The organism is Alicyclobacillus sp. SP_1 (assembly GCF_024706985.1).
In the GTDB taxonomy this organism is placed as follows: domain Bacteria; phylum Bacillota; class Bacilli; order Alicyclobacillales; family Alicyclobacillaceae; genus Alicyclobacillus_I.
The window spans coordinates 1-19,405 of sequence record NZ_JAMCCX010000032.1; the positions used below are offsets into that span (position 1 = coordinate 1).

23 protein-coding genes are annotated in these 19,405 nt (G+C 55.8%); 21 read left to right on the plus strand and 2 right to left on the minus strand.

Features of this window, described 5'->3' with window-relative positions:
• The first annotated feature begins 867 nt into the window (after positions 1-867).
• Both M4I36_RS10095 and M4I36_RS10100 read left to right on the plus strand, forming a co-directional pair.
• On the plus strand, positions 868-1,632 hold the full coding sequence (locus M4I36_RS10095) for a ParA family protein (protein WP_258111611.1): 765 nt from the start codon (positions 868-870) through the stop codon (positions 1,630-1,632).
• Positions 1,622-2,158 carry a hypothetical protein gene (locus M4I36_RS10100; RefSeq protein WP_258111612.1) on the plus strand — a complete coding sequence of 179 codons (537 nt, stop codon included), beginning with the start codon at positions 1,622-1,624 and terminating at the stop codon, positions 2,156-2,158. The genes M4I36_RS10095 and M4I36_RS10100 overlap by 11 nt, the downstream gene beginning before the upstream one ends.
• 389 nt (positions 2,159-2,547) lie before the next feature.
• On the opposite strand, the gene M4I36_RS10105 is transcribed toward M4I36_RS10100, so the two are convergent.
• On the minus strand, positions 2,548-2,832 hold the full coding sequence (locus tag M4I36_RS10105; RefSeq protein WP_258111613.1) for a hypothetical protein: 285 nt from the start codon (positions 2,830-2,832) through the stop codon (positions 2,548-2,550).
• On the opposite strand from M4I36_RS10105, the gene M4I36_RS10110 reads away from it, so the two are divergent.
• From M4I36_RS10110 to M4I36_RS10125, 4 genes are all read left to right on the plus strand, one after another.
• A complete protein-coding gene (locus tag M4I36_RS10110; RefSeq protein ID WP_258111614.1) occupies positions 2,833-4,008 on the plus strand; it encodes a helix-turn-helix domain-containing protein in 1,176 nt (391 codons plus the stop codon).
• Between the two features lie 110 nt (positions 4,009-4,118).
• Positions 4,119-4,742, plus strand: a complete 624-nt coding sequence (locus M4I36_RS10115) for a hypothetical protein (RefSeq protein WP_258111615.1) — start codon at positions 4,119-4,121, stop codon at positions 4,740-4,742.
• A 221-nt stretch (positions 4,743-4,963) separates the two neighbouring features.
• Positions 4,964-6,091, plus strand: coding sequence for a helix-turn-helix domain-containing protein (locus M4I36_RS10120; protein ID WP_258111616.1), 1,128 nt, complete (start codon positions 4,964-4,966; stop codon positions 6,089-6,091).
• Positions 6,092-6,143: 52 nt separating this feature from the next.
• Complete coding sequence (locus tag M4I36_RS10125; protein ID WP_258111617.1) at positions 6,144-6,818, plus strand: hypothetical protein; 675 nt, start codon at positions 6,144-6,146, stop codon at positions 6,816-6,818.
• Here M4I36_RS10125 and M4I36_RS10130 read toward each other — a convergent pair.
• The gene (locus tag M4I36_RS10130) at positions 6,796-7,404 is read right to left on the minus strand and encodes a hypothetical protein (protein WP_258111618.1); all 609 of its coding nucleotides are present in this window, start codon (positions 7,402-7,404) and stop codon (positions 6,796-6,798) included. The genes M4I36_RS10125 and M4I36_RS10130 overlap by 23 nt on opposite strands.
• 178 nt (positions 7,405-7,582) lie before the next feature.
• On the opposite strand from M4I36_RS10130, the gene M4I36_RS10135 reads away from it, so the two are divergent.
• The 15 genes from M4I36_RS10135 to M4I36_RS10205 all read left to right on the plus strand — a co-directional run bounded on the left by M4I36_RS10135 (position 7,583) and on the right by M4I36_RS10205 (position 19,384).
• Positions 7,583-7,912 carry a hypothetical protein gene (locus tag M4I36_RS10135; protein ID WP_258111619.1) on the plus strand — a complete coding sequence of 110 codons (330 nt, stop codon included), beginning with the start codon at positions 7,583-7,585 and terminating at the stop codon, positions 7,910-7,912.
• 15 nt (positions 7,913-7,927) lie between these two features.
• Positions 7,928-8,299, plus strand: coding sequence for a hypothetical protein (locus M4I36_RS10140; RefSeq protein ID WP_258111620.1), 372 nt, complete (start codon positions 7,928-7,930; stop codon positions 8,297-8,299).
• Positions 8,300-8,367: 68 nt separating this feature from the next.
• The gene (locus M4I36_RS10145; RefSeq protein ID WP_258111621.1) at positions 8,368-8,658 is read left to right on the plus strand and encodes a hypothetical protein; all 291 of its coding nucleotides are present in this window, start codon (positions 8,368-8,370) and stop codon (positions 8,656-8,658) included.
• Entirely contained in the window at positions 8,655-9,437 is a 783-nt protein-coding gene (locus tag M4I36_RS10150; RefSeq protein ID WP_258111622.1) for a hypothetical protein, read from the plus strand. The genes M4I36_RS10145 and M4I36_RS10150 overlap by 4 nt, the downstream gene beginning before the upstream one ends.
• Positions 9,394-11,334, plus strand: a complete 1,941-nt coding sequence (locus tag M4I36_RS10155) for a VirB4 family type IV secretion system protein (protein ID WP_258111623.1) — start codon at positions 9,394-9,396, stop codon at positions 11,332-11,334. Before M4I36_RS10150 ends, M4I36_RS10155 begins: the two co-directional genes overlap by 44 nt.
• Positions 11,331-13,325 (plus strand): hypothetical protein, encoded by a 1,995-nt coding sequence (locus M4I36_RS10160; protein ID WP_258111624.1) that lies wholly within the window; start codon positions 11,331-11,333, stop codon positions 13,323-13,325. Before M4I36_RS10155 ends, M4I36_RS10160 begins: the two co-directional genes overlap by 4 nt.
• Before the next feature lie 81 nt (positions 13,326-13,406).
• Entirely contained in the window at positions 13,407-14,012 is a 606-nt protein-coding gene (locus M4I36_RS10165) for a hypothetical protein (RefSeq protein ID WP_258111625.1), read from the plus strand.
• The gene (locus M4I36_RS10170; RefSeq protein ID WP_258111626.1) at positions 14,009-14,419 is read left to right on the plus strand and encodes a hypothetical protein; all 411 of its coding nucleotides are present in this window, start codon (positions 14,009-14,011) and stop codon (positions 14,417-14,419) included. The genes M4I36_RS10165 and M4I36_RS10170 overlap by 4 nt, the downstream gene beginning before the upstream one ends.
• A gap of 113 nt (positions 14,420-14,532) precedes the next feature.
• Entirely contained in the window at positions 14,533-14,910 is a 378-nt protein-coding gene (locus M4I36_RS10175; protein WP_258111627.1) for a hypothetical protein, read from the plus strand.
• Positions 14,907-16,286 carry a transglycosylase SLT domain-containing protein gene (locus M4I36_RS10180; protein ID WP_258111628.1) on the plus strand — a complete coding sequence of 460 codons (1,380 nt, stop codon included), beginning with the start codon at positions 14,907-14,909 and terminating at the stop codon, positions 16,284-16,286. The genes M4I36_RS10175 and M4I36_RS10180 overlap by 4 nt, the downstream gene beginning before the upstream one ends.
• Positions 16,287-16,354: 68 nt before the next feature.
• On the plus strand, positions 16,355-17,488 hold the full coding sequence (locus tag M4I36_RS10185) for a hypothetical protein (protein WP_258111629.1): 1,134 nt from the start codon (positions 16,355-16,357) through the stop codon (positions 17,486-17,488).
• Between the two features lies 1 nt (position 17,489).
• On the plus strand, positions 17,490-18,146 hold the full coding sequence (locus tag M4I36_RS10190; protein WP_258111630.1) for an SAF domain-containing protein: 657 nt from the start codon (positions 17,490-17,492) through the stop codon (positions 18,144-18,146).
• A gap of 16 nt (positions 18,147-18,162) precedes the next feature.
• Entirely contained in the window at positions 18,163-18,660 is a 498-nt protein-coding gene (locus M4I36_RS10195; protein WP_258111631.1) for a hypothetical protein, read from the plus strand.
• Positions 18,657-19,178, plus strand: a complete 522-nt coding sequence (locus M4I36_RS10200; RefSeq protein ID WP_258111632.1) for a hypothetical protein — start codon at positions 18,657-18,659, stop codon at positions 19,176-19,178. Before M4I36_RS10195 ends, M4I36_RS10200 begins: the two co-directional genes overlap by 4 nt.
• On the plus strand, positions 19,175-19,384 hold the full coding sequence (locus M4I36_RS10205; protein ID WP_258111633.1) for a hypothetical protein: 210 nt from the start codon (positions 19,175-19,177) through the stop codon (positions 19,382-19,384). Before M4I36_RS10200 ends, M4I36_RS10205 begins: the two co-directional genes overlap by 4 nt.
• Positions 19,385-19,405: the final 21 nt, after the last annotated feature.

The window sequence follows — 19,405 nt, forward strand, 5'->3', positions numbered from 1 at the left end:
AGGCTTTTCGCTCTCACCAGAAACGGCGTCTTCAAGGTTCTGCTTGATGCGATTACCTAACTGCGTTGTAGTGCTAATACGATTGAAAAACCAAAGATTCACCTAGCGGCGAGCGCCTTATATCCCCAGTGCCGAAGCACGGGGCTTTACGGCGCATTCGGTAAACATGTTCAAACCCATGACGGAGTAGTCACCAACTCAGAAGACCGCCAAAACGCTTGGAACCAAAGGAACCACAACCCGTACACCAAGACATGACAGAACGGAACCCGGTAGAAGGTGGGTCCGACAAAGACAAACTACGGACTCGCGCCAATCTGCCCACGCCTTCGTGAATCTCCAAACCACCCAACCCCAGCTCTGTAGAGTAGCCGACTTCAATCAGGACTCAGCGTTCCGCCCACCTTTAGCCGAGGTACTCCTACAGAAGTCGCATGTCGTGGACGGCGGCCCGGCGGGGAAGAGGTGTTGCGCTCTCAGCTCCGCTTCCCGCTTCCTGACAGAGCACCCTACCTGCTATCAATTGCTTCAGGAGAACTCCTACGCGTTCCAGCTGCCTATCAGGATCCGAGACTCCTGTGTCTCGCCGCCCGCCTGCTGCCAGCCTCTCTGCATTCTTCCAAGGTGTCCCCGGACCATCAGAGACATGCCCATCGCATTCACTCAAAAGAAATACAAGACAATGATCAAACATAGTTTACATTTACATAAACGTATCCTAAAATAACTCTCAACGAACAATAGAGCTACCCGCACAATTCAAAACTATTACGAGCTCGGAAACTGCGCCTGGTAACTACATCTATGCCGCGACTCACAACGTCAGATCACCCACCAAAACAAAAACTCACATTAGGAGGAGCGCACTTGGGCCACGTCATTTCATTTGGACTCCAAAAGGGAGGAGTCGGCAAAACCACGACCGTCGCTCTTACAAGCTGGATTCTGTCAAAGGACCACAAAGTTCTCTCTGTCGACTTCGATAGTCAAGGAAATCTCACGATGTTTCTGAGCAACAAAAACATATACTCCTTTACCCATAACACCATTTTAGAGGCCGTTATCAACAAAAATCCAAAACCCTACATTGTGGAATTGTCCGATACACTCCATCTCTTGCCCGCCGAGGACCTATTAGCCACATTCCCAAGATACCTCTACCAAGAATACAGAGGAGCACCCGCAAAACTCCTAAAAGAAACATTGTCTGTTATCAAGGATGATTACGACTATATTTTAATCGACTTGCCTCCCAATTTGGGAGATCAAACAATTAATGGACTGACCGCGTCCGACTATGCGGTCGTCGTTATGCAAAGCGAACCCTTCGCGTACGACGCACTCGACCGATATTTAGAAACCTTGCAGCACGTCCAGCGTCTTACCAATCCCGATTTGAGACTAGCCGGTATTCTCACAACACTCTTAGACACACGGACTAACATTGACCACTCCATTCTCGAGCAAGCCCGCGCCGATTACGGCGAGGTCGTGTTCGAAACGATTATCAGAAAGCGCAATCGAATCAAGGAATTCATCCTAACGGGGATATCAGATCGTACCGCTGAAGATCGTCGCGCGATGGACGAGTTTTACACTTTCACAAAGGAGTTGGAACAGCGTGTCCGATAAACGAGTGAAAATACAAGCTTTACTGCAGAAAAAGTCTCTTGAGAACACCAATATTGAAAATAAAACAGAAAATCTACTGGAAACACTACTATCCACCGACCCCATCCACTCTATGCAAAACGACATCCATAGCCAAGGCCAAACGGACTCAGACACACATAATGTGATTACATCAGATGACAACGTAAACAACAAACTTGTACAAGAAACATCTGATGTAAACGTAATTCAGAAACATATACAACAAACTGCTGATGTAAACATAAACAGTACCAGTCATACAGACGCGTCCAAAGAACCCTCAATCCCTGTCTCCATCGCCGATCACATCTCTAAGATGGTAGAGGAGCAGACCGCGAAAAAGAAGACGGTTGAAGAGACCCATACAAGGCTCACATTCATCGTACACAATGACATTGTCGAACGATGGGAGAAGTACTTCCGACGCAAACCCAGAGGCTTCAAAACCCGAGTCATTAATCAGTTACTAAAGGCATTTTTAGATTCTGCCGATCAAGGTAAATAGCTTGATCTACTAAATTCATCAGCAAGTCCAAAAGAGTAGACGTATTGTGGGGACCTCGCTCCCAAGTACCATCTATTCTTTTTTTTTACATTTTAGAAGCTTGATCTTACCAAAAATACATACTAAGCTTCCATCAAAGGAACCGCCTACACACTTTTGCCAACTCAAACTACCAAGGGGGTTGAAACACACTCATCCACTTTCGACACAAATGGCCGTTAACTGCAACGACCCTTACCAAGGATTCTTTTGGATTGTCCACAACACGTCAACAAGATTCACTGAAATATCGAACGTACAGATTCGTCCCAGTACCGAGCTCACACCAACGAAACATAACCAAACAATCATCAGGAGCTCGTTACGGCTAAGCATCAATACTCAGTCCCTTATGCGTTCCGTCCGCAGGCCGTTTTAACCAGAGACCTAGACACAATGTACTGCACACATATGATGACAATTTCCAATACAGATTGCATACCGGCCACCCAACTCATCTTTTTCAATTCGACCACCAAAAGGAGGGACTCGTGAAGACAAAAAAAAGCATCGGCAATCACCGACGCGATGGTTTGTACTCGGCTGCAACCGAGTAACGTATCCTGATTCCAACGAAAAAAGGATACCACGTCGTTGTCTTCGATGCAACCTTTTTCGGACTTCACGACAAACATATGACGATCACCACTAGCAACGCTTCTGAGACAGACGTTTCCGCCTCCCGTTACGTGCGCGTCCCATTCTGGCGCTTAATGGACTTCGCTCTGACCGGGGCGGAGTATTTGGTTTACTCTTGTCTCCTCGCTCACCAAAACGAAGACCATCAAGCCTTCCCGAGTTACGATACCATGGCCCGACTGGTGCATCTCAGCCCCTCCACCGTCCAGAGGGCGATCCGCTCCTTGGAAGACAAAGGACTACTGCGCAAACAAACGCGTCTTGTCGTCAAGGACTTCGCCGATGGAAGCCTACAGCAACGGTATACCTCCAACTTGTATACCCTGCTTGTCCCAGGCTCAACGCCGTCCGCTCGAGGTCGTCTGAACCCTACTACGAACAAACGTTCTTTAGTCAAAATGACCCTACCTTCCGTCAATTTGACCAAAGAACTTGATCCAGTCAACTCTTATAAATCTACTACTACCTCTACAAGGAGGGAGAGAGATGGGGCCTCACCGAAGAGCGTATCGCTACAAGCCATCACCCCCATGTCTCGGCAAGTCCTCGAAACGAAGATTGTCCTGTCCAAGGACGAAACGATGCGCTTGAAGGAAACCCACTCGGTCAGACCCTACTTAGCACACGAGCGCACCTTTCCGTCTCTTGACGCGCCCCCCACGCGTCCATCCAAAAGCGATGAGAAGGTTCAGACTCCACCGCAAGGACCAAGACACGCATGGGTGCCCAATGCCCTTCTCACGCGTCTTGAAAACGCCTTATCCGAGTGCCTACGCCGTCCTTATCACCTCAAGAACCGCGACGTTTCGGCTTTCGACCAATTGCAACAGCAAGGGATTCCGACGGATTGGATTGTCGAAAACACGTCGAAAGTCGTCGAAGAACGGCCTCAGACGCCGATTCACGGCTTTACGTACATCGCCCTCGTACTCGAAGACTGGTGGAAGAGCCGTGTCCGAGCTTCTTCCGTCAAAACCGTCTTACCCAAACCGTCACCTAAAAAACACAAAGCCCGGCAACCTGAACGCGATGCCCGCTATGATGCGTTTTATGCGCTCTTCCCGGAAGCCAGCGGACCTACAGCCTCCTTGCCAGAGAACACCTCCGGCAAGGACGATCGATACGCAAACTTTTACAAACTCTTCCCGGAAGAAAAGACACGACGATCTTAAAATTCCTCCTTTTTTGGTCTATCTGGAGAAAAAAACACGGTATGTTGAAGAGTGGCGATCGTGGTCTATCCCACCTATCGACCGTATTTTTCCCAGTAGGAGGAATTTCGTTGAACTCAGTCCATCATGACTACTACGTTGGCACGAAGCATCGCTCACTCTGCATCCAACTTTCGGAGGATACGCATCGCCATCCGGAAGACATATGGGCCCTCGTTCAAGCCGTGCAAATCGTCCACGGGATCCGACGTTCGTGCGACATCTTCCCGCTCAGCCCAGGGGAGGGGGATCCTTTGCAACCGTCATCGGAGCTTATGGCCTGCATGACCGCCACTCTGAACGGCTGGACGGTCATCCCAAAGACCCGTTTTCACCTGGATATTGCAGGTATTGGTCGGCTTTTGTGTGAAAAGTATCGAGAGGAGTATCAGTTGTCCAAAACCACGATCTGTTTGACCCTAACCGATACGAAACCTACTTGGATGCAAAGAATCGAATTCCAAATGCGACAGATGGAACCACCCTACCAACAACTATGGGACTCCTACATGCTCGAACAAGAACATCACTCCCAAGTAGAGCAACGTTTACACATTTCTCAGTCCACGTTGTATCGATATGCTGCGGACATCTATAGCCAAATAGGCCAAATGGCGGTCCAAACCTGGGGATGGAACTCCGTCCTTCGCGTGCTGGGATCGTCGCCCACCCCCGATCTCCTCCAAGACGCCTAAAAAAGATGAGAAAAAGTCGGGAATCACACTCCGTTCCCTCTTGTTATGCTTTTTCCCAGAAGATCCATCGGACAGTCAGGCGCAGCGCCGGATTGGGGCAACATCCATCACTTGTCAATGCTTAAACCCCGGTATCCCCCGGAAGTGTGAAACACCTCCGGGGGATACGGCCCCACCGCCTGCACGATCCGAAAACACAAAACAGCAAGGGGCTGTCCATCATGGGGGACTATAGGGGTGCGCAATCGAGACCACTCATGCGCGCTGTCATCAAAGAAGAACTGTGTCTACTGACGGGTGATCACATCAAGGCACTGTTGCTCAACCAGTTCCTTTACTGGTCGGAACGTACTCGGGACATCGATCGATACCTCGCAGAAGAAACAGCGAGGTTGCTTCAGGAAGGTTCTCAGGAAGAGAACAACGTGCCTCCCACCCACGGCTGGATTTACAAATCAGCTCAAGACCTGATTCAGGAGACGATGTTGGGCTTGTCCCCATCCACGATTGGAAGGCACATGAGGGTGTTGGTGGAGAAAGGGTACCTTCAATGTCGGACCAACCCAGACCACAAGTGGGACCGGACGAAACAGTATCGCGTTAATTACGTGCAGATCGTGCAGGATTTGGCGGAACTCGGATACACCTTGGACGGATACGCCTCGATGGAACGAACCCATGCATGGTTCACGATGAAACATGCGAATGCCACTGTGAAACATGGAGATTGCAAAACGAAACATCAAAGCTTCGACGATGAAAGAGCCATACCAGAGATTACGACAGAGATTACAACAGACACGATGAATCTTAAGGACGGGAACACACACAACGATGCGTTGGAGCGTCTTGTCCCCGTCGATGGGATGTTGAGAAACCCTGAACCGCACTGTCCCCTTGTTTTCCCAGAATCTCTGGACGAAGGAACAGAGAAGGCTGAGCCAAGCCCTACTGCCTACGCATCAACCCATTCACTCCTCGTGGCGTGTGACCTCGTCACTGAAGTCATCACGCGTCGTACAAGCAGCGTTGTTGGACCTTGGCGTAACGAGGAGGTGGCCTCTGTTGCAGAGCTTCTGGATCACGGCCTGTCGGTCGAGGCGCTTCGTATGGGCGCAGAGCTCGCACTGGATCAATTTGAGCGCCACCACCAAGGCGAGACGTTACGCGCTCCCATCCGATATTGCCTGACGGTGATGGCCGATCGCCTAAGGCGAGATATGGAACGTCCCGTGGCTAAGCCGAAGCCGCCCAGTCGACATGCGCTGCGACGATGGAAGACCAACCCTACTCGGGTGGATCGTGATCCACGGTATGAAGCCTTTTACGAGCTGTTTCCAGACGAATAACTAGGCCTTCTTGCGCCAACGTATGGACCAGACAACGGGGGGACTGAGGGCCATGGAAAAAGAGAACAGAGTGGGCGGCACCGACACGTATGCCTATCACCTGCAATGCGGGGACCAACAGACCAAGCTGTTACTGCACGCGTCGCCGGAGGAAGTGGTCGACCTTTTGAAAGACGTGGCCCGCATTCTCGGGCATCCGTGGGAAGATCTTCGTGATCAGCTGCACGTGTTGTATCAAGCGTCACGCCAGGGACCGTGGATTCCGCTCCTCAACGTCGAGCGCATGCAGCAGACGCGGCTCTTGCCAGAATTCGAAGTAGAAAGGCGGGCCGACCATCCGACCAAGGTGGAGAGAGGCAGGCACTCTCTGGGTCATCACATCTTTTTTTGGGTGAAGGGGATATACGCCGACCATAAAACTCTTAGCGTTGCTACCAAGTCGCTCGACAAAGCATCGCTCAGGACGCTGCGCCTTCTGGACAAGCTTTTGTGCATCTTGGAGACGGTGTCCGATCAGGACGGCGACTTCAAGACCCTGCTCTCAGAGCACGGGCTTCAACGAAAGCCGCTCAAGGAAGTGGCCTTCCTTTTACACGCCTCCGAACGCACCGTCGACCGCTTGAAGGCGCGATATTGCGAGGCGCTGACGGCGGCCATCCAAGCCACGCTTACACCCAAGGAGCGCCTGGATCTGCAAGACTATCTCAAGCGTCGAAAGGGGCGCTGAGTACAGACGTCGTACTCTTGTTCGTAACATCTTCGAGTGTGGCCAAGAGGACCTCGGGCGAGACGTCGTGTGCTTTGGCAAGGTCGAGGAGGGTGACTAGGGTTCCCACGGCGCTTTCGATGAGTTCGACGGGTGGGAGATCGTAAGCATCCGCTAACGCATAGACGCGATCGAGGACCTCGGACGACATCGCCCATGCTACGCTTTCTACGAGCTCGTAGACGCCCGAGCGCGGGGCCAGCGGGTATTCTCGGTCGTCTCGGGTGACGATTTTGCCTCCCTCGTAATACACCGCAAACGTTTGGTGGGCGACCACATACTCGATCGGCAAGTGAAGCTTGAAATGTTCCAAACAACGCACCAAAGCACGCGATGCGTGTCCGATGTAGTCAGCGCGGAATTGCGAAAAATGGTAGACGGCTTGCTCTGTGTACACCACCATTGCCGTGTGATCCTCGTGCGTGTCGACGGTGAGGTGTTGCGGCGTTGCTTCGATCGTCTCTGCGTACGCCAAGGCTGCATCAACGTGTGGGTCCTCGACATACACGTGCTGGACACGGTCGAGATACTCGGTGCGGATCGTCATCGACGTCACTCCTTTCATGGTCGACTTCATCATACCGGATACGCCCGCTACCGAGAACGGGCTGTCTTAAATGTGGCGAAAAATTGGCGGATTGTGTCGTCCGAAGTTTGCTAGGCTCTAGGTAACGCGACGGGAGGAGGGCAGGCAGACCATAAGGTCGCGAGAAAGGGGACTGGGGATGGCAGGCAACGCAACGACGTCGCCCTTGCCGAACGTCTCGAACACGCTTGGCAAGCTGGGGTTTCACCCGATCAATCCGATGACGTTTTTGGATCAAATCACGCAGAGCTTCGGCACGCTCATTCAGACGGTCTTTAGCTGGATCTACTTTCTCTCGGAAATTGCGGTACTTGTGGGTGCGCTCGTCTTTGTGGTGGGGGCCATCGGACACAACAGCCGCATCAAACGAACCGGTGCGCACATTGTCCTCTACGCCATCTTGGGCTTTATCGCATCGATTGTGCTACCAGGTGTTCTGGTCGCCATCAACGACCATCTGAAAGGATAAGGAGAGACCGTACGTATGGAGAAACTTCGCAAGACTCGACAAGCACTCGCTTTGACGCTGTCGTTGGTCGCCTTTATGGTGTTCACGACCGTTCCAGCCGAAGCCTCAACGTCGATCAACAATCCGCTGTCCGGAAAAACCGGTTCCCTGGGCGGCATCATCAACAGCATCGTCTCTTGGGGGCTTGCCGCCATCGCGGCGATCGCGGGCGCGTTTTTTCTCTTCCACTTGTATAAAGCCATCATCGGGTTTATGGCCGGATCGCATCACGCCCAACGGCGCGAAGAAGCGAAAACCCATCTGTGGTACGTCATCATCGCAGGCGTGTTGCTCGGAGGGGCTGGAGTGTTTGCTGGGGCACTCTTTAACTTTGGACACAATCTCTAATCCAAGAAAGAAGGGGTCGCATGCTGGAGGTGATATCGCCGGTTCCCATGACGGAAGGAGAAACGCTCGTGGCGGGATTGCGTACGCGACAGCTGCTGCACTTTTTTGCCGGAGTCTTAGTCTCGACTCCGGCCATGGCTCTGGTCTTTGGCCTGGGGCCACTCGTTGGGGTCTCGCGCTGGGTGGCGTTGTTCGTCGGCGCTGCGATCGGCGTTTGGTTTGCGACGACGACGAAATCCGGTCGTTCGGTGGCGGAGTCCGTCTGGCTTGCCGTGCGGTTTTGGTTTCGACCCAAAGTGCTCCTCTATGACCGCTCGTATCGCGTTCGAGTGCACCGAGAGGAGGATGCAGGGCGATGAAGATGGTCTTTATCGGGGTGATGTTGGTCCTTCTTATGGCCATCCTGATCGTCCGAGACTTGAAAAAACAGAAAAAACCACGCACCGCTGGCAAGCGCAGCGGTGCTCTCCAGGATTTCTTGCCGCTGGAGTCTTTCTTTTCGGATGGCACACTGCGCGTGGACGGACGCTTTCGACGCATTCTGCGTGTGGGCGATGTGAATTTGTTTGCGCTCTCTCTACAAGATTTGACGCGCATTCGCGACACGTTCAAGCGGATGCTGCAACGCATGGAGAATCCCTTTCAGATCTCCGTCCAAGCGAGGCGCGCCAACGATACCGACTATCTGCGCTACGCGCGAGAGACAGTCGCAGAGACGGTCGCCGACGTGGGGAATGCGGCGTTTTCCGAGTTTGCGGACGATCTTCTGGCCCATTTGGAAGAAGAGGTGCAAAAACCTCGGACCGACCGCGAAAACTTAGTGGTGCTGAGCGTCCTGCCGAAGGTCGGCGGAGAAAGCGAAGAAGCGCAGTTGGAGCGACTGTACAACGAACAACGCGTGGTCGAAGACGGTTTGTCGGACATGGGCATCCGCTACGACGTCTTGCGTCCGCATCAAGTGGTCGAGGCGATCCAAAACTTTTGGCATCGCGAGCGGGCTATTACGCAGCGCTATCGGGACGCACTCCAGCGGGACATGCATGCCCCCAAGGTGGTCGGTTCCGAACGGATCGACCTCGAAGGGAGGGAAGCGCATGGGATGGTTCCGAAAGTCCAAAGCGGCTTGGTCGATCGCTGAAGACCCGAGTGTCCTTGGGGAGCATGCGCCAACGCTGCGCGATCTCATGACGGTCGCGGACGGGTTAGACGTGCAGGACACCGAAGTCTACGTCTCTCCGACCGGGTTCACGAAGACGTACTATGTGACCGCACTGCCTTCCCGGCTCGATTTCGCGTATTTGAACGGTTTCTTTCAAGTCGGGGCTGACGTCCACATAGCGCTTCACGTCGAACCCGCCGATTCCGCGCTTGCGATGAGTAAGCGAAACAAGATGATGGTCAAAATCGAATCCGACGTCCTCGCCGAGCAAAAGGCAGGGACCAACAAGAACATCGCATTTTTACAACAGCAGTATGCGCTGCTTGAGAAAGAGCGCGAGGAGTTGCGGTTAGGCCTCGAACGACTCTTTTATGTCACGATTCTCTTGACCGTCAGCTCGGCGGATCGAGACGAGTTTGAGGCGGCCTGTGAGCGCATCGAGCGCAAAGGGTTCGAGGGTTTTTACATCCGGGAGGCATACAAAGAGCACGATTTGGGCCTCAAAGCGGTCGCGCCGATGGGGCTCAACGTCCTACGCCATCCGATCGAGATGACCGGCTCCGCACTGGCCAACGCGTTCCCTTTTGGCAACGCCCACTTCTCCCACGACTACGGCGTGCCCATCGGCATCGACTGGACGACGGGTCATCTCAATCGCTTGGATTGTTGGCACAAGGATCTTGTGAACCACAACATCTTTGTCATCGGCACCTCGGGAGGCGGCAAGAGTTTCTTAACGAAAGCGCTCATTGCGCGGTCGGCCGCCTTTGGCGTGCAGCATGCCATCCTGGATTACGACGGCGAGTATCGCGCGCTCACGGCCGCACTCGGCGGCAAGTCGTACCGCATTCACGAACGTTCGGAACATCGGTTCAACCCGTTTGAAATCGGCGAAGGTACGGAAAAAATGCCGGATGGATCCTTTCGCACCTTTGTGGATGTGAAAGGCAAAATTTCCGAGATGGAACGCCTGATTGTGACGATGGCGCATTTGTACGGCGCGCACGATCCGCTCGATGCGTACACGACGTCGATCGTCAACCGTTTGTTGCAGGACATGTACGAACGGGACTTTGGCTTTACCGAGGATCCGGCGTCGTTAAGAGAAGCGACGAAGCGCTACGAGCGGGACGTCAAAGGGGACCGCATCTTACAGTATCAATACCGACCTCAACCGCGCTTCTCAGACTTTTATCAAAAGCTCGAAGCCGCGTCGGAAACGGATGGGCGACTGAAAGATCTGCTGTTGCGATTGCATCGATTCAAAGAAGGCGGGACCGAGGGCATGTTCGATGGTTACAGCACGGTGGCCATGTCGGATCTCGAAAAGGAACGGATCATCCACTTTGACGTCTCGGGGCTCAGTGAAAAGTCGATGGCCAAACAACTGGGGATGCACGTCATCCTGGAGTGGCTCCTTGAAAAATTCATGAAGAAAAACCCCGAACGCAGAAAGCGCGTGGTCATCGACGAAGCGCAAAAACTGCTCGACTCGTCCTATCAGGCGGCAGCGATTGAAGACATCTACCGTCGCTTCCGAAAGTACTCCGGGAGCGCGATGGCGGCGAGTCAGGACTTTCTCAAGTTTGTTGAAAACGAACAAGGTCGAGCGATTGTCCAAAACAGCAGCATCAAAGTGTTGTTGAAACAGGCGAAAAACGACCGCCAGGCCGTGCTGGACATCACAGGCATCGAAGAGCACGAGTTTGAGATGATCGCACTCTACGCGAAAGGTCAGTCTTTGTGCATCGTGGGGGACGAGCGCTTCACGAACATCGTCAATCCCTCCGCCTACGAACTCGAGTTGTACAACACGACTCACGTGATGGGTGAAGCAGAGCGCATGCGTCAACGACAAAGGTGGGTGGTCGGATGAACTGGTTTGCCGGTCTCCTCGCCAACATCGTCAACACGCTCGCCGACGGCATTGGAGGACTCCTGAATGCGGCAACCGGCACCAGGGGCCTCACCAACACCGCCATGGGCAACGTCATCTTGCACGGCTTCTTCCCGTTCGAACCGCTGAACCGCTATCCCAGTTGGGGGGAGGGCAACTTTGCCAATCTCATCGACGGACATTCGGTGGCGGTGTTGCGTGGGTTCGCTGTAGCGTTTGAAGCGTTCGGATGGGCGTTTTTCTTAGCCGCCATCTATGTTCTTGTCGTACAAGTCGCCGGGGCCGGAGAGAGCGCCGTCCAACGGGAGCGGCTGAAAAAAGGTGTGGTGCATCTCTTCGTCGCAGCGATCTTGATATCGGTTGGCAGTCACTTTGCGGTCCTTATCACGCAGCTGTTTTTCTACTTGAGCGACTACGCCATCAACCTTCATCCGATTCAAACTTTCACAAGTCTGAGTACGGCAGGGAATCAAGCCCTGCTCAATGCCATCGTCAACCTGATTCAGTCGGTGCTCTCGATCGTCGTTTGGATTGTCTACCAGTTTCGACTCCTCTTTCTCTATCTCTGGATGCTCTTTTTCCCGCTGGCGATGGCGTTTTACGCCAACGACAAAACGCGTGGCATCGCGAAAATGTGGTGGACGGAATGGATCTATCAGATGGCGGTGCCGTTTGGACAGGCTCTCGTCTACGGCGTCGCTTCGGCGGTTGCGTCGCCTTCAAAAAGCGGCGCAGCGCTCACGGCGTCTGATGTGTTTGTTGCCCTGTCGGGCACGATAGGCCTCTTACTCTCGGCGACCTACGTGCGAAAGCTGATCGATCTCGTCGCTCAAAACTTCGGTACGTCGTCGATCGGCGCGTCTCACGGAACGGGCTGGGGCATGATGGCGATGGCTGGAGGCGCCGCGCTCACCATGGACGTGGCAGGCAAAGCAGCGGTGCACAGTACCCACTTTGCTGCGAAACAGACCGTCGGGCGAGGGATCAAAACACTCGATCGACGAGTTTTTCAAGGAAAAGCGGAACAAAGCATCCGAGAGCGTGGAGAAATCCACGCCGGAGCCATCCAGTCGGGTGCAACGGCGGAAGAGGTGATGATGCACGCGACCGGCACGGGAGCACAGATGCACGCGCAAGGCGCAGGATTGGAAGCAGCTGCGAGTTCCGGCGGGAAGAGCACGCCAGGGCGAACAACCAGCAAAACTTCAGCCTCTGGCGGTGGGGGCGGGCGACATCCGCTCAAACCTCTGATGCAGTCGAGGACCTTCGGTGCGCTCCAACAGGTGCATCACAGTGTGCGTCAAGGTGTGGAGCAAAGTCACGTCGGGACCTTGGTCGCCACCCAACACGCGGCCTGGAAAAACGACGGCGGCGTGGCCGGGAGCATCCATCGGCACATCTCCCCGCACGTCCTTCGGGGACTCTCGCACGATAGGGTACAGAAGATGCCCGGGGCGACTCCGGTCGTTGGAGCGCTGCAAAAGCAGGTGCAAGAACACGAGCACCGACATCAAAAGGTCCAAGCGCTGAGGACGCACCTTGCGTCCGTGTTGGAGCAAAACGACGCGACGCATCGGCTCCCCACCATGACGTACGATGCAGAGACCAACGTCTTTCAACCGACGCCTGCGCAACACGCCTACGGCATCGCGCGTGACAGCTATGCCTCTGCGCTGAGGGAGCACGGGGTGTCCGAGACGGAAACGAACACGACCTTACAAGCCGCCGAAACCGCGTGGCAAGCCGGAAAACACCTCAAAGGGATACCGTCCCAACCGCTGGCGGTCCAACAGGCGTATCGTCAAGCCTATCAAGCGTATCGACCGGCCATGCAAGATACCAAAGCGCAAGACATGGTCTTGAACGGACATATGGCTATGCCTAAGGTGTTAGACCCGGCCAAGCAACACAAAATGAGGACGCATGCGTATTTGCAAGAGGCGAGAAACGCCGTTGCCTACAAGCGGTAAACGAGAGCAATTTGCCCCGAAAAGCGAACCGGAGGCGCTTTGGTCGGTGCTACCATGAAGAGAGCGAGGAGGAGGATTCGCATGCACGAGTTTCTACTCAGTTACGCACAGTGGTGTCATCGCATGCATCGCGAACTCGCGTGGTGGGCTCCGATGGTCCTGGCGTTTTATTCGGGGGAGTTGTTTTGGGTTTTGTGGTATCCCGCACGCGGCATGCACATGGTGCGTACCGGAAGTCGGTGGAAACTGGAGGATGAACACGTTTGGTTCATCTGGAAAACCACGCTGTTCGCGCTCGGGGTGTTCTATGCGCTCTGGTTCGCGTTGCCGTATCCGGGCACGGAGCTCTTGTTCATGCTGTTCGCGTCTCCGTTTGCTCTGATTTATGGACTCGCCGTATTCGTCATCCCACCGTTCTTGCAGGGGTTCGGCGTGCTGACCGAAGGGGCCGAACGCCTTGAGTACGGGATGACGGTTGCCGAATGGGATATGTTTCAACGCGAACGCGCGCAAAGGCATCAACGCCGTGTCGATCGCGACGTGTGGAACGCCTATGCGGCGGCAGAACAAGCGACGAACGACGCACAGCCTCCAAGCGATGCGGACCTTGAGGAGAGGGCGCAGGTCGAGCGCAGTCGCTTCCGGGTCATCGCCGGGGCCAAAGCGGGGAAGGAGCGAGAACGATGAGTGCGATGTGGATGCGGTGGTACCGGCTTATCCCGGACCCAGTTCGTTCTTTTCAGTGGTTGCATGGACACCTGGCTTGGTACGTGCCGGGCATGGTGGTGCTTGGGTTTGTGCCGGCTGTCGCCGTGCTTGTGTATCTGTCGAGTTGGATGTTCGGCAAGTTCTCCTGGTTTCACGTGCAAGACTACTACCGATTCACCTACGGTCACGGCTGGCGCTATGCGTACGTCGCCCTGTGGCTGGTCTACCTCATTTGGATTCCGCTGCCTTGGCCACGCATCGCCCTCCTTCTGTGGACGCTGGTCCTGATGCGGGAAATTCGCTACGTTCGCTGGCGCTGGAAAACACGCGAAAAAAGACGTCGTGCTTGGCAAGCCGTGTTCGACGAACGATGGGAAGACGGGTAGGCCCTCTGCTCAGAGAGGACCTTTTTTGTGTCGAGCCAAAGTTGGCGAAAACGTGGCGAAACGCTGCGAATGGATTTTGGTACGCTTTTCGGGAAGAAGGAGGGCATGGGACGATGACCGCACAGTGCTTAGAGGTGCTTCAGGAGGGGACTCCTTGCAGTGCATACCGCGTGCTCTTTGAACCATTGGCGATGTTGGCGGAGTATCGCTTGGATGCGACCGGGCATGTCCTTCGCGTGTCGACGTATGCCGCAGCGCTCGCGAGGGTGCTGGGAGTGGACGAGACGACCGCAGAGGGGATCTCGGTCGCGAGCGTCGTCAAAGTGGCCGACGTACGGGATGCCTTGCAGAGCCCACGGACGTACAAACCGGCCTGGACGTGGGAGCAAACCATGGCGTATGTGTCGCGCGTTTCGGGAACAGAACTCGACGAGCGGGTCGTTGGCGTCGTAAGGCGACACCCGAACTGGTTTCGAAGAGGTGTCTTGTGAAACGGCGCATCTCGTGGTCTTCGTGGTTGCGTTTCCCCACCGAACCCAAAGACGTCTTCCCTTGGTTGGTGAAACGCCTCATCGTCTCGGCAGGGCTCGGCAACAGTGTCGGTATCGTGCTGTTGGTCCTCGCCGGGGTGTCCCTGCTGGGGTTCTTAGTCGGGGATTATCAAGGGACAGGAGGTGGCACCGTGGGAGCGAACGGTTCGATCCGTCTCGGATCGGCCACGGCTGCCAAGAACCATGCGCTCCTCTCCCACGACACCGAAGTGGCGGATGCGTGGCAACAGGGCTTGAGTGCGACGCAAATCGCCCAGGTTCAGGTAGAGCAGGCAGGGCTGCCTGCGGCGGTCCTTCTTGCGATTGGCAAAGTGGAGAACAACCTGAATCCACCCGATGCGCATCGGTACGCGCGGTTTCTTCAGCCTCACTTGGTGTGGCACACGTTTGAGGATGTGACCGTCCGTACCTGGACGACGGAAAACAAACAAGGCCAGGTTCAAGTCCACACGTCGGTGACCCGAACGCCGGTCACGCGGCTTGTCTCGGCCGACCTGTGGGATGGGACGCTCGTCAACCGTTACCGCTACGTCTCGCATCGAACGGGCCAGGCGCATCACAGTACGCTCACCGAACGCATTGTGCTCGTGAACACAGAGCGTACCTACACGTGGTCCAGAGTCTGGGCGTTGCTCAAAGCGTATCCGGCCGGGTTGGGATCGGGACACACCGAAGTGCTCAGGAAGAACCGGATCAACCGTCAGACGATAGCGGGTCTCATCGCCGCAGTGGACGATACGATATCCGATCCGTACGTGCAAGCGATGGTGGATGGGGTCGATTACCCGGGGGGCGTGCAAGGACTGGGCACGTTGTCGGGCATCGCGCCTGCGAGGGTCGACGTGGTGCAAAACGTGCTTCGCTATCGGTCTTACATTGAGCGGGCTGCCGCGGAATGTCACTTGCCAGCCGTGCTCATTGCCGGGGTGATGGCCGAGGAGTCGGGCGGACGCGAACATCAGGGCCAGGGCGTTCTCACGTCCTACGCCGGGGCGATGGGGCTCATGCAAGTCGAACCGGCGACGGCCGCCGGATGGGTCGTCCATGGGGTGCAGGTCGGCAACCAAGCGGTGGCGTATCTGTCGCAGGCCGGGTCGAACCTGCTCCTTGGCAGTCTCTATCTCTCCGAACTGTATCACCAGTTTGGAGAGAACGTGGAGGAAACGTTGTCGGCGTACAACGCAGGGGGTGGGGCGGAAGAAGAAGCTCTCGCAGAAGGCTACACCGTGGCGCAAAACAGCCAAACGGAAAACTACGTCTCCGTCATCCTCGGACGTTGGATACCCGCGCTACAACAGTCGTTTGGCCCGCTCTAAACTGGCGTAAATATGGCGAATTACGGGCGACGATGCATGGTACAGTCCAAGAGAAGGAGGGACAACGGGTGCTCTACCTTGCGTTTCCGAAAGATTTGCGGGATCGCTTTCCCGGCAGTGTGTGGCTCGTGTATGCCAAGCAGATCCAAGAAACTCTCTTTACGAAAGACGACACGGTCGTCTTGTCGGAATGGGTGACCGACGATCGTGCCGAACTCTTGCAAACGCTGCACCTCGTACAGCGCCAAGGGCCGCGCATCGTCTACGTGGGCAGCGACACCGAGACCGAAGCGTTCAAGCGTCAGCTGTGTTGGTTGCACGTGTACGATTTACTCTTTTTCGGCAACGAAATTTCACTGCAAGCGTTGGAAGACCTCCTCGCGCATCCTCGATCGGCGCGGGACGTGGCACGGTACTTGCCAGAGTCCGAACGAACAGAGATGCCTCCGCTCGTCGAAGCCACCGAGGAGCCTAAACGCAAATGGCGTTGGCCCACGCGCAAGGAGGGGCCGCCCGTGGTCGTCGCATCCCCTGAGAAACGGATGCCAAGTGCGCTCTGGGTGGTGACGGGCATCTGGCCTCGGGCTGGGGTATCGACGGTCTCCGAATGGTTAGCGAGCGCCGTGGCAGGAGCGTACACTTCGGGCCGTGTGACGCTTTGCGAAGCACCGACCAAGTGGCCGCGCATGTGGGAACGGTATCGACTGGACGCCGTGCAATCCCTGGAGGAAACTCCGTTTGGTACGGTCGAGGGTGTGGTGCAAAAAGACGCTTTGCACCTCATGCCGTTGCCTCCCGGACAAGCCTCCCGAGATGGGCCGACCAAGTTTGTTTCGGTGGTGCTCCGTCATTTGCGCTCCGGCGTGGTGGTCGTGGACGGTGACACCGAGGAGCTGCTCGACATGGCGGATGGCGTGTGGTGCGTGCTCGATTGCGATCCTACCTACTTGTCGATTCCGGAACTGGGTGAGCGGTATCAAGCGCTGCGAGAACGCGTGGGAGAACGGCTCGTCACGGTGCTCAACCAATGGACGCCGGATGCCACGTATCCGAGCGATGTGTTTGAGCATCCTGTCCGACTCTCGTATCGCCATCCTGAGGCGATGCAAAAGGCCCTATGGCAAGGCACGCTGGCTCCGCCGCTTCCGGAGGCAGAGGCCCTACAGCTCATGGACAGAGGTCTGAAGAAACAGGGGGATTGACATGAAATCCGGAGTGAAATACACGCTGGCAGGGATGTTGTTTGTGGTGGGCATTGGGGGGAGTGTCGTGTGGAGCGAGTTCGTCGCCCCAAAACTCAACAGCGAAGCCGTGTGGGTGGCCACAGAGCCGCTCTCCCCCAATCACGTGCTCGGTCCAGCACAAGTGCACAAGGAAATGCTCCCGCGTTCGGACGTGCCGATGGGTGCTGTGACGCACGTCCAGGCGTGGCTTGGCGAGTACACGACCGAGTCGCTGACGCCCCGACAAGTCCTCACCACGGCTGATTTGGAAAGCGATCCGTTTGCGATAACGCCAGGCACGGAGGATGTGCCGCTCGACGCATCGTGGATCGCCTCTGTGTCCCCGACGCTTCGCGCTGGTGACCGGGTGACCTTGACGTTTTTACCGTCGCAGGTCGCCAAGACGGGGAGGCTGACGCTGACGAGCTTCTCCGACGTGTTGGTGCTGTCTGTGCACACGTCGAACAACCGGGAAGTCGTCACGGCCACGCCGACGCACGGGCCCTCTGGGGTGGGCGCTCCGGTGAATGGCCTTGGGGTTCCCAATGAGGTGGACGTCAAATTGACGCAAGATCAGATGCTTGCCCTCGCCGAAGCGGTGGCGAGGGGAGAAAAGGTGCTCATTTCAGGAAGCTAAGGAGGCGAAACATCGGATGCAGATCGTCAGTGGTTCGAAGGCGTTTCTTACGCAAAAAGGTGGCGTGTCGTCGCTTCGCGAGGTCTCAGAAGACACAGTGTTGGTCGATGCGCGTCATGTCGCCGTAGAGGAGTTGTATGCGTGGCGACAAGCCCATCCAGACTCTACGGTGTATGTGCTCACGGAAGGACAAGATGCGGTCTGGGAGGCGTTCGCGCAAGCGCATCGGATGACGATGGTCAAGCCCGAAGACGTATCGACCCTGCTCCAGACAGAACCCCAGAGCACGTCCGACACGCCGATCCTCGCGCTGTGGGGGGTGACCCCACGACTTGGGACGACGTTGTTGTCCCTCACGCTCGGACGAGTGCTGTCGGAGCAATACCACTCCGTTGGTGTGCTGGGATTCAATGCCTACAACGCTGGGCACTGGGTGTTTCGCAACGAAGAGCACGCGCTGGACGACTTGCTCTCGACGCTGCGCACGCATCGGTCTTGCAGTCCTCCACGATGACGATGGGGAACCTCCGCTATCTTCCGGGGCTTCGCAATCCCCTCCATGCGCTCGACCTCACGGTGGAGGAGGTTGGTCGACTCGTGGAGGTGGGGCGAACGGCGTTTGATGTGCTCATCCTCGACGTCGGGAGTGTGCTCAATACCGCCCTCGCGCTCGAAGGCATACGGCGTGCGACGCATCGCTACTGCGTGGCGAGCGACCGGATGTCCGTGCAATATCCGTACCACCAGCAGATGGACGGCATTTTAAAGCCGCTCGGCTGTGGGCCGGAAACCTGGATGCTCGTTGGGATGCAGATGTACAACCACAAACTTGAGCAGCTGGCGAAAACGCTCGGGATGCTGCCGCTCGCAGGATTGGCCTATCAAGACCGATTCGACTTTTACGCTGAACAGCAGACCGATCCGATGCAACATTGGCTCGGGGTCGATCGGCACGTGAAACGGGCGCTGGAGACCATCGCGGCGTCTGTGCGAAGTCCGGCGGGAAGGAAGGAAAGGAGGGGGACGGCGTGAGATCGGTCGAAGAGCTGTTACCGACGCATCCGTTTCGGGCGGATGCCTACCTGCAAGCGATGCAAGAACATCATGTGCGCACGCAGGGAGAGGTGGCGTTCGAGAAGACGCTGGAGGCTTACGAGGCGTACCTAGAGGGGGAGCAACGCGTCAATGCTGTCAACTTAAGCGATCCGAATTCAATTTGGGACAAAAAGGAAGATTGATGAGCATTGTCCGTCTGCCTT